The organism is Mucilaginibacter sp., from assembly GCF_041663085.1.
In the GTDB taxonomy this organism is placed as follows: Bacteria; Bacteroidota; Bacteroidia; order Sphingobacteriales; family Sphingobacteriaceae; genus Mucilaginibacter.
Genome location: NZ_JBAZRC010000165.1, coordinates 1 through 10,461, shown reverse-complemented (window position 1 = coordinate 10,461; position 10,461 = coordinate 1). Strand labels below are relative to the sequence as shown.

Genomic DNA, 10,461 nt, shown 5'->3' with positions numbered 1-10,461 from the left:
TACGCCCAGCGTTTTGTAGGTAACATCAAAGCCGTCGTAAACCCAGCCGTTCATGGTTTTCCACAGCTTTATCACTTCCGGGTCGCCTGCCTCCCATTTCAACAGCATGCTTTGGGCTTCTTTTATCAGCGGTGCGTTCTTTTTGGCTTCGTCTTCGGTCTGACCCTCTTCAACCAGTTCCAGTATCTGTTGCTTATAGGCTTTATCAAACCAAACATAATATTTACCGGCAAGGTGGTCACCTTTTAAGCCACTGCTTTCAGGGGTTTCGCCGTTACCAAACTCGCGCCAGGCCAGCATGCTTTTACAAATATGGATGCCCCTGTCATTAACCAGATTGGCTTTTACCACATCATAACCGGCAGCGCCCAGTATCTCTGCCACCGAAAAACCTAACAGGTTGTTACGGATGTGCCCCAGGTGCAGTGGTTTGTTAGTGTTAGGCGATGAATACTCCACCATTACTTTTTTTCCGTTTGGCTTTGCAGCAGCAAAATCATCGGTCAAAATTTCGGCATGGAGTTTTTCAAGCCAGAAGCTATCGGCCAAAGAAATATTCAAAAAGCCCTTAACTACGTTAAAAGCGGCAATTTGTGGTAATGTTTTTTGCAGGTATTCGCCAATTTCGGCACCGGTTTGCTCGGGCCCTTTACGCGATACTTTTGTAAACGGAAACGTAACTATAGTAACCTGCCCTTCAAACTCCTTGCGGGTATCCTGCAGGTTTACATCTTTAGGGGCAATATCAGTTTGGTATAAATCTTTAACGGCCTTAACAACAGCCTCAATAATAAAATCCATCGCGCAAAATTAACATAAATTAAAGAATGCTTATATAGCATGTTCATTTTTAACCACAGAGTGCACAGAGAAAAAAACACAGAGAACACGAAGCTTTCTTTGTGCCCTCTGTGAAAACCTCTGCGCACTCTGTGGTTAAATTTATAAGATATCACTATCCATAAAATATGCTTAAAAACTATAGATTTGTTTCTTCTTTATAACCATTTATGACACTTAATGACAAAGATTTTAAGATAGATGTAACATCTGAGATTGGTAACCTGCGTACACTTTTGGTACATAGCCCCGATAGCGGGCTGGGCAAAGTGGTACCTTCAAAAGCACAGGACTGGCTTTTTGAAGACATTGTGCACCTGGATACCATGCGCCGCAAGGAGTACGATTACTACATTAAGCTACTGATGTACTTTCTTGACCCTGATAAGATAAAAGGCAAACTGGCCGATATTGACAGCGCTGCCGGCAACCGAGATTTTTTTAAACCCGACAACGCCGGTTTCCATAACTCTACAAAAGTTATTGAGATACAAACCCTGCTGAGCGATATATTACAGCAAAACGATATCCGCAAGAAACTGGTGGCAGCCGTATGCGCTATAGAAAGCTGTAACTACAAATTGCAGCTGCAACTGATAGATACCGACCCGGTTGAGCTGGCCAAGATCTTTATCTCCGGCTCGCTGGGTGATGATACCATGATCTTCGCACCCATACCTAACCTGATATTCTCCCGCGATCTGGGTATCGCCATCAACAACCATATCCTGCTGAATAAACCGGCTAAAAAGGCCCGCTCGCGCGAGACCTTGCTGATGCGTTATATATTCTTCAACCACCCTTTGTTTGAGGCTTACCACGACAGCGTTATCGAGATCCCTGAGAATAAGCAACATTTTTTGCGCCCCGGCGAAGTGAATGAGGAAAAAACTACCATTGAGGGCGGCGATGTAATGATGGTTAGTCCGCAGCACCTCATTATTGGCTGCAGCGAACGTACTTCCATCAGCGGCGCTAACGAGGCTATAAAATTACTCTTCGAGAATGATGTAGTGAGCAAGATCACGATAGTAAAAATACCGCACAAGCGCGATTATATGCACATTGATACCGTTTTTACGCAGGTAAAACGCAACGTATGGGTGCTGCTACGATCATTAACCATTACCGAAACCGAACAATCGCAAAGCGAACCCATAGCCTGGTTTGCCGATAAAAAAAACAAGGACAAGCCCGAGATAGTGCAGTTCAGGAAAGATAAAAAGCCCAAAACCTTTAATACGCTGGAAGACCTGCTGGATAACATTAGTCAGAAGGATTTGCAAAGCACCGAACCCACCAGATTTATTTACTCGGGTAATGATATGTTCCCGTTTGATGCACGCGAGCAATGGACGGATAGCTGTAACCTGCTGGCCCTAAAAGATGGCGTAGTTGTAGGGTATGATCGTAACGACAAAACCGTTGAGTCATTTAAACAAAGCGGTTTTGAGGTGATCCATATAACCGAGCTGCTGCCTAAATTTGAGAGTGGCGAAATTGACCCGCAAAAAATGAAGGATACACTGATACTGATGCCAAGCGCCGAACTATCGCGCGCCCGTGGTGGTTTCCATTGCATGAGTATGCCGCTGAAACGAGATAGTATAAAATAATTTAAAACAAAGATTATTTTATGTTTTACATAAAATAATCTTTGTTTTATGAAAAATAACTTATATGTTTGTATCAACAAAACAGATATAAACATGAAACCTACATCCTGGCTTTTAAAAACGATTAGAGTTGTGTTAAACATTGTATGGTATGCGGGTATAGCTTTGGCCGCACTTGCATTCTGCCTTTTAACCATAAAATTTTTCACAAGTGATTCCACCCTATTTTCTGCAAAAGTGAAATACCCTATACAGGAATCCATTACAACTTTACAGGCCGCTACACCCAATGCTGATCATGTAACTTTACAGGCCGATAATGGGATGATAAGAATGGAATTAAAAAATACGGCTGTAAATATTATCACCGCATATTTCTTCTTTATAATACTCGAGTTTTTGGTACTAACCATTATCTATCAGTTAAGGAAGTTTTTTGCCACTATTCACCAGGGTATGCCATTCAGACACGATAATATCCGCCGTTTACGCATCACAGCTTTATGCTTTGCATTGCTTACAATATTGAATATACTATTCGGGCTGAGCACAAGTTTTATTTTGCACCAGCAGGTAAGCGATTTTGATAGTAATCATTACCAGGTAGTATGGTCGGAAAGCTTCATCGGCATTATTTTAGGCGCAGTTATATACCTGATGGCTGATGTATTTAAGTATGGTTTTGAATTACAAAAAGAGAACGGAGAGTTTGTATAATGGCTATCATTGTAAACCTTGATGTGGAAATGGCTAAGAATAAGATGTCGCTTAAAGAGCTTGCCGAGCGCCTGGACATCAGCATGACCAATCTTTCCCTGCTTAAAACCGGTAAAGTAAAAGGGGTACGCTTTGATACCCTGGAGGCTATTTGCCGCGAATTAAACTGCAAACCCGGCGATATATTGGATTATAAAGCAGATTGATTAATTTGCCGCCACCAATAAACTTAATAAACAAATGAGCCAGTCGACCGCTAATATATTAATGATACGCCCGGTGGCGTTTGGTTTTAATACCCAAACCGCCGAAAGCAACGCCTTCCAGAACCGCGATGACGACCAGCAGGCTGTACAGCAAAAAGCCGTGCAGGAGTTTGACGTTTTTGTAAAAGTGCTGCGCGATAACGGTGTGAGCGTAACCGTTATAAACGATACCCCCGAACCGCACACCCCTGATTCTATCTTCCCTAATAATTGGGTCTCTTTCCATGACAACGGCGATATCTTCCTGTACCCAATGCAGGCCGGGAACCGCCGGTTGGAGCGCCGGGAGGATATCATTCGGCAGCTGGAAGAAACCTTTAAAGCCAATCATGTGATAGACCTGAGCAGGTTTGAAGCAAAGAACCAATTTTTAGAAGGCACCGGCAGCATGGTGCTCGACAGGGAAAACAAGATAGCCTACGCCTGCCTATCCCCCCGCACCAATGCCGAAGTACTAAAAGCCTTTTGCGATTACACAGGCTACAAAGCCGTTACATTTGACGCCTTCGACCAAAACGGACAAGCTATTTACCATACCAACGTACTGATGGCCATCGGCAGTAAATTCGTGGTGATCTGTTTGGATAGTATTACAAATGAGCAGGAGAAGGAAGCGGTTATTAGTTCGCTAAAATCAACAGGTAAAGAAATTATCGATATCACCTTTGACCAGATGAACCATTTTGCGGGTAATATGCTGGAGGTAAAGAGTGCTAACGGTGGTTCGTTGGTGGTAATGTCGCAGGCGGCTTATAACTCGCTTACCTCAGAGCAAAAAGTAGGTTTAGAAAAATACGGCAAGCTGGTTTACGCGGATATCAATACCATTGAAACCAATGGCGGTGGTAGTGCAAGGTGTATGATGGCAGAGGTGCATTTGGAGGTTAGGGATTAGCGATTGGTAATTAGAGGTTAGTTATTACACTAAACTATAGCTGTTTGTCGTAAACATGACGTAAAGAATGCGCCCGGAAAATGTTTAACCGAAAGTACATTTGTACGATCATCTCATTTAAATGGAAAAGACCAATATTGCCCAAAATATCCGGAAACTGCGTATCCTTAAAGGCTTAAGCCAGGAAAAACTGGCGGAACTTGCGCAAATAAGCTTAAGAACGATTCAGCGGATTGAAAACAATGAGACGGAACCCAGAGGCCATAGCTTATTGCAAATTGCAAACGCATTAAATACCACACCCGGGGAATTAGGGGCATCTGTTAATACCCAATTGGTGGCACATTACCCGCAAGCAGACAGAACCTATCTGGCTATCCTCAATTTATCGGCATTAAGTTTTTTCATTTCCCCTTTACTTGGCGTTGTTGTTCCGTTTATTTTATGGATGATAAAAAGCGGGCAAGTAATCAATATAAACCGCACAGCCGGGAGGTTGCTTATTGTACAGACAATATGTTGTATGCTTTTAGGTATGGCTTATAGTTTTAAAATCCTCCATTGGCCGTACGGAGGTATGATGCTTTCTTCGATACCTTTTTTGTATTTAATTAATATTGTATTTGTTTTAGTAAGTGCTTTTCGTTGCTGGCAAAGTAGAAAGCCTCTGGTCGCAGAGAAGTAAGCTACTTTTCTCCCTGCTGGCGCACGCGTACCGCGTGTGCATTACCAACCATCCCCCGCATTAAGGCAGGGGATACCTGCCCGACGGCTATAAGCAGAAAGCCCGGGCCGAAGACAATCCCTAATTAAATAAACCAATCAGAACTTAAATGCCCGCCCGCTGTTGCATAGTTTAATGTTACAACGTATAATTACTATGAAAAACTATCAAATATTAGCTGTTGCCCTTTTGGCGCTATCATCATGCGGTGTGCGTTCGGGCAGCCAAACAGCAGATCAGGCCGATTCTGCCAAATCTTTAACAGATACAGCGGTCACTCAAAAAACACTCGTCGCAGAGATGACCATGAAAGATACCATCAAAGCCGGCGACTCCGTACTGTTAAAATTCACGGTAAAAAACAACAAAGCCGATACCGCCCGTTTTTGCAAATGGCATACCCCGTTTGAACCCTTAATGAGCAAATACCTGGATATTACAGATGACAAAGGAAACGAAGTGAACTACAAAGGAGCTATGGCCAAACGCATTATGCCGCCGCCTGCCGATAGCTATATTACCCTTAAAGCTAACGATAGCTTATCTGTAAATGCCGACCTGCTAAAAGCCTACGCTATTGATAAACCCGCCAAATACACAGTAACTTATAACAGCACCGGCATAAGCGGGCTTACGGTTAAAAAGAGTGTGTCGTTCGTGTATATTAAATAGGAAATAAATTTATCGCAAAGTTTATTAAAGACGCGATGTGTCGCGTCTCTACGCAGTATTATAAGGTAGAGACGCGAAGTATCGCGTCTCCCGTTATGTTGCACCCGCGTTAGTGATAGCAGCAGATACCGGCCATGTGATTAATGCCTGTGCCCGTATGAGCGAATAGCACGGGCCGCAGGCAACGCACTCGTATTTTTTTTTCACGCAAAGACGCAGAGATGCCAAAATCACTTGTCAGTCTGAGCTTGTCGAAGACTTATTCGCTGCCCAGATCCGCAATGGTTCCACAAGCTCACCATGACATTTATAACTAAATAAATTCAACACCATAACCGTTAAACCAATACCCCAAATTTTGCGTCTCTACGTCTTTGCGTGCAATATCTTCTCGCCACTGTAAATACACTCATAACCAACTTATTACAACAACACAAATCGCCAAAAAAATAAATTACATTCCTACTATAAAATTTACACCCAACAAATACAAAATAAATCCGTTTAAAATATACATTTGCACCAAATTTTAAAGAATGCAGAGTTACCAGGAATTTCTTGACCTAAGCGTTGGTTTCCCACAGGATGGTTTTGAGATAATAGAGGACGAGTTATATTTTAACGACCTCAATTTAATGGAGATGATTGAAACGTACGGCACCCCCCTGCGCTTCACCTATCTGCCTATAATCAGCAAAAAAATACAGCAGGCCAAGCTGCTTTTTCAGCAGGCAATTATTAAAAATAATTACCGCGGCACGTATAAGTATTGCTATTGCACCAAAAGTTCGCACTTTAAGCATATTGTTGAAGAAGCGCTGAAGAACGAGATCCACCTGGAAACATCGTCGGCCTTTGATATGCCGATGATTGACGCGCTGGAGAAAAAAGGTGCCCTGAGCAAGGACATGACTGTTATTTGCAACGGTTTTAAAACCTTCCAGTACAAGCAGTATATTATTGATATGCTGCACGATGGTTTTAAAAACATCATCCCGGTATTGGATAACAAGGAAGAGTTTAACCTGTACGATGACGAGGTGGAAATGGATACCCCATGTAACCTGGGCATCCGTATAGCTGCGGAAGAGCAGCCGGATTCACAGTTCTACACCTCGCGCCTTGGTGTGCGTATGGAGGATGTTATAGATTTTTATCATAACAAGATAGAGAACAATCCTAACTTCCAGGTAAAGCTGCTGCACTTCTTCATTAACTCGGGTATCTCTGATACGCCATACTACTGGAACGAGCTGGAGAAATATGTAACGCTTTACTGTAAGTTCAAAAAAATAAACCCCGCGCTGGATACTTTGGATATCGGCGGTGGTATGCCATTCAAAGATTCATTGGTATTTGATTTTGATTACGAGTACATGATCAACGAGATTGTGAGCCGCATTAAAGAGATCTGCGCCGAGCACGATACCATGGAACCGGATATTATTACCGAGTTTGGTAAATACACAGTAGCAGAAGCATCGGGCATATTATACAAGGTATTAGGCCGCAAACAACAGAACGACCGCGAGAAATGGCTGATGCTGGATGGCTCATTCATTACTAACCTGCCTGATGTTTGGGCACTGAACCAAAAATACATCCTGCTGCCTATCAACAACTGGGATAGCGAGTACGAACGTGTGAACCTTGGCGGCATCACCTGCGACGGGCAGGACTATTACAACCAGGAAGCCCACATGAACAGTGTGTATATGCCAAAAACCCGTAAGGTGCAGTACCTGGGCTTCTTCAATACAGGCGCCTACCAGGAAGTATTGAGCGGCTACGGTGGCATACACCATTGCCTGCTGCCGTCACCAAAGCATGTTATCATCCGCAGGAACCGCGATGAGACATTTAACTTTGAGGTATTTGGCGAAGAGCAAAACAGTAAACAGGTATTAAAGATACTGGGTTACACTACCTAATATTTTTTATAGATCGATATTTGAAAGCACTGCCGTATGGCGGTGCTTTTTTGTTTGATGGCCTGTCGTTTCCTCACCTCTTCCCCCGCGTCCTTGCGAGGTACGAAGCAATCTCCCGATAGGCAATGGCGCATGCAAAGCGTTTATGCATAGTTCGGAGATTGCTTCGTACCTCGCAATGACGACTTTTTATTTACTCCACGTCCTCTGTGGTTAAAAACACAATTAACATTTTTTTTCAAATAAATTCTACTATTCCCCTATACTATATATATATTTGGGGTATAATAATGAAACAAACAGGATTTACATATCATAATAACCTGATTAACTGCTGTATGTGGTCTAAGATATCGTGGTTGTAAGTGTGTAAATAAATAATACTCGCCTCTTCAGCCGCAGCAGAAGGGGCTTTTTTTTGAGATAACTAAATTACATACCGAATATGCAGAGCTTCAGAACAGAACTGGAGAACCCCATCGTTGAGCAGGACATCATCGACCTGGAAAGGAAGATACGTGCGTTCCGTGAGGGCAAAATACACGACGAGAAATTCAGGAGCCTCCGTTTGGCCCGCGGCGTTTACGGCCAAAGGCAGCCGGGCGTACAAATGGTGCGTATAAAATTACCTTTCGGTAAGGTTACCTTTAAGCAGCTTTTAAAAATTGCCGATATATCCGACGAGTACGGCAGCGGCAACCTGCACTTAACCACCCGCCAGGATATCCAGATCCACTACGTAAGCCTTGACCGTACCCCGCAGCTATGGGCCGAGTTGGAGCAGGATGATATCACCCTGCGCGAAGCTTGCGGCAATACCGTGCGTAACGTAACATCGTCCCCTACCTCGGGTGTCGACCCGCTTGAGCCCTTTGATGTTTCGCCTTATGCACAGGCTACGTTCGAGTATTTTCTCCGGAACCCCATCTGCCAGGAAATGGGCCGCAAGTTCAAAATTTCGTTTTCATCGAGCGATGCGGATACGGCTTTCTCCTACATCCATGATATTGGCGCGATACCAAAAATAAACGAAGCCGGCGAACGTGGTTTTAAAATACTGTTAGGCGGTGGCTTGGGTGCGCAGCCTTTACTGGCCAGTCCGGTGGAAGACTTTTTACCCGAGGACCAACTGATCCCTTACATAGAAGCTATTATCCGCGTGTTCGACCGCCACGGCGAGCGCAATAACCGTAACAAGGCCCGTTTAAAATACCTTATTCAAAAAATAGGTTTAGATGAGGTGCTGCGTTTGGCTAAAGAAGAACGCACCGCGCTTAAAGTAAAAAGCTGCCCGGTAAACTGGGACGCGGTTCCACAGCCCACTTTGCCCGATGACATTACTTACAGCGATGTAGAGATTACTAATCCGTTGCGTTATGAGCAATGGCTGGCTACCAACGTATTTGAGCAAAAGCAAAAAGATTTTTACGGCGTATATATTAAAGTACCTGTTGGCGATATCCCAACGGATGTTGCACGCAAGTTGGTTACGGCTATCAAACCTTATGTTGCCGACGAGATCAGGATCACACAAAACCAGGGTTTATTGTTAAAGTTTGTGCGTAAGGAAGCGCTGCCTGCTTTATATGCAGGGCTGCATGCTTTAGACCTCGCGGCGCCGGGTTTTGATAGCCTTGCCGATGTTACCACCTGCCCCGGCACCGATACCTGTAACCTGGGCATCAGCAACAGCATGACCATGGCTAAGGTACTGGAGGATGTTATTTACAACGAATACGAAGATTTCATCTACAACCGCGAAATCAAGATCAAGATCAGCGGCTGTATGAATAGCTGCGGCCAGCATGGTTTGGCACATATTGGCTTTCATGGCAGCTCGCTTAAGGCGGGTGCAAAGGTATTGCCATCTGTACAGGTAATGCTGGGCGGTGGCACCGTAGGCAACGGCGTAGGTCGCGCTGCCGAGCGTGTGATCAAAGTACCATCAAAACGTGCTACGGATGCTTTAAGATTTGTATTGGACGATTACAAAACCAATTCGGTATCTGAAGAAACCTTCCACGCTTATTACGACAGGCAGGGCAAGGATTACTTTTATCGCCTGCTAAAACCGCTGGCCGACCTGACCACCCTTACCGATGATGAATTTGTAGACTGGGGCCACCAGGAAACCTATGTTTCGGCCATTGGCGTTGGTGAGTGTGCCGGTGTCATTATCGATCTGGTAGCTACCCTGCTGTTCGAGAGTGAAGAGAAACTGGGCTGGGCAAACGGCGCTTATGCTAAAGGTTTATGGGCCGATGCCATCTATCATTCATACAATACCATGGTAAGCGCGGCTAAGGCGTTACTGCTTGATAAAGGCGTTAACAGCAGCACTCAAACAGGCGTAATAAAAGAATTTGATAACAACTATGTAGCCACAGGCGAATTTGCCCTTGAGGGTACCTTCGGCGACCTGGTGTTGCAGATCAATAAAAATGAACCATCTGAAGAATTTGCCACCGCTTACAAGCAACAGGCAACCGAATTTTTAGAAGCAGTAAAAGTTAAGAGAGAGGCAGTGTTGCAATCATGATAAATAACAGTACAAATAATATAAAAGAACCACGCGTAACCCTTGTTGGCGCAGGCCCCGGCGATGCGGAACTGATTACCCTGAAAGGCATTAAAGCCCTGCAAACCGCCGATGTGGTTTTGTATGATGCTTTGGTGAATGACGAGCTGCTGGAATATGCCCCCGCCGGTGCTGTTAAAGTTTATGTAGGCAAACGCTCAGGGGATCATTCTTTCTCGCAGGATAACATTAACCGCCTAATGGTTGATTACGCCCTTAACT

10 protein-coding genes are annotated in these 10,461 nt (G+C 44.2%); 9 read left to right on the top strand and 1 reads right to left on the bottom strand.

The window, feature by feature from the left end:
* On the bottom strand, window positions 1-801 hold an 801-nt coding region (gene argS, locus WC615_RS20560; protein WP_372979935.1), incomplete at its 3' end, for an arginine--tRNA ligase.
* A 209-nt stretch (window positions 802-1,010) separates the two neighbouring features.
* On the opposite strand from argS, the gene WC615_RS20555 reads away from it, so the two are divergent.
* The 9 genes from WC615_RS20555 to WC615_RS20515 all read left to right on the top strand — a co-directional run.
* Window positions 1,011-2,456: an arginine deiminase family protein gene (locus WC615_RS20555; protein ID WP_372979934.1), complete on the top strand. Its 1,446-nt coding sequence runs from the start codon at window positions 1,011-1,013 to the stop codon at window positions 2,454-2,456.
* A gap of 48 nt (window positions 2,457-2,504) precedes the next feature.
* On the top strand, window positions 2,505-3,173 hold the full coding sequence (locus tag WC615_RS20550) for a DUF2975 domain-containing protein (RefSeq protein ID WP_372979933.1): 669 nt from the start codon (window positions 2,505-2,507) through the stop codon (window positions 3,171-3,173).
* Complete coding sequence (locus tag WC615_RS20545) at window positions 3,173-3,379, top strand: helix-turn-helix transcriptional regulator (protein WP_294944429.1); 207 nt, start codon at window positions 3,173-3,175, stop codon at window positions 3,377-3,379. Before WC615_RS20550 ends, WC615_RS20545 begins: the two co-directional genes overlap by 1 nt.
* A gap of 34 nt (window positions 3,380-3,413) precedes the next feature.
* A complete protein-coding gene (ctlX, locus tag WC615_RS20540; protein ID WP_372979932.1) occupies window positions 3,414-4,334 on the top strand; it encodes a citrulline utilization hydrolase CtlX in 921 nt (306 codons plus the stop codon).
* Window positions 4,335-4,455: 121 nt separating this feature from the next.
* Window positions 4,456-5,019 (top strand): helix-turn-helix domain-containing protein, encoded by a 564-nt coding sequence (locus WC615_RS20535; protein ID WP_372979931.1) that lies wholly within the window; start codon window positions 4,456-4,458, stop codon window positions 5,017-5,019.
* 195 nt (window positions 5,020-5,214) lie between these two features.
* On the top strand, window positions 5,215-5,730 hold the full coding sequence (locus WC615_RS20530; protein ID WP_372979930.1) for a protease: 516 nt from the start codon (window positions 5,215-5,217) through the stop codon (window positions 5,728-5,730).
* Between the two features lie 536 nt (window positions 5,731-6,266).
* Window positions 6,267-7,661 (top strand): arginine decarboxylase, encoded by a 1,395-nt coding sequence (locus tag WC615_RS20525; protein WP_372979929.1) that lies wholly within the window; start codon window positions 6,267-6,269, stop codon window positions 7,659-7,661.
* A 445-nt stretch (window positions 7,662-8,106) separates the two neighbouring features.
* Entirely contained in the window at window positions 8,107-10,200 is a 2,094-nt protein-coding gene (locus tag WC615_RS20520) for a nitrite reductase (RefSeq protein WP_372979928.1), read from the top strand.
* Window positions 10,197-10,461 (top strand): uroporphyrinogen-III C-methyltransferase (locus WC615_RS20515; protein WP_372979927.1); only part of this gene is annotated, 265 nt, incomplete at its 3' end. The genes WC615_RS20520 and WC615_RS20515, both read left to right, overlap by 4 nt.

Excerpts from the sequence above, each read along its gene's own strand:
- WC615_RS20530 (WP_372979930.1), top strand. The coding sequence starts at position 5,215 with ATGAAAAACTATCAAATATTAGCTGTTGCCCTTTTGGCGCTATCATCA.
- WC615_RS20520 (WP_372979928.1), top strand. The coding sequence starts at position 8,107 with ATGCAGAGCTTCAGAACAGAACTGGAGAACCCCATCGTTGAGCAGGAC.
- WC615_RS20545 (WP_294944429.1), top strand. The coding sequence starts at position 3,173 with ATGGCTATCATTGTAAACCTTGATGTGGAAATGGCTAAGAATAAGATG.
- ctlX (WP_372979932.1), top strand. The coding sequence starts at position 3,414 with ATGAGCCAGTCGACCGCTAATATATTAATGATACGCCCGGTGGCGTTT.
- WC615_RS20535 (WP_372979931.1), top strand. The coding sequence starts at position 4,456 with ATGGAAAAGACCAATATTGCCCAAAATATCCGGAAACTGCGTATCCTT.
- WC615_RS20550 (WP_372979933.1), top strand. The coding sequence starts at position 2,505 with ATGAAAAATAACTTATATGTTTGTATCAACAAAACAGATATAAACATG.
- WC615_RS20555 (WP_372979934.1), top strand. The coding sequence starts at position 1,011 with ATGACACTTAATGACAAAGATTTTAAGATAGATGTAACATCTGAGATT.
- WC615_RS20525 (WP_372979929.1), top strand. The coding sequence starts at position 6,267 with ATGCAGAGTTACCAGGAATTTCTTGACCTAAGCGTTGGTTTCCCACAG.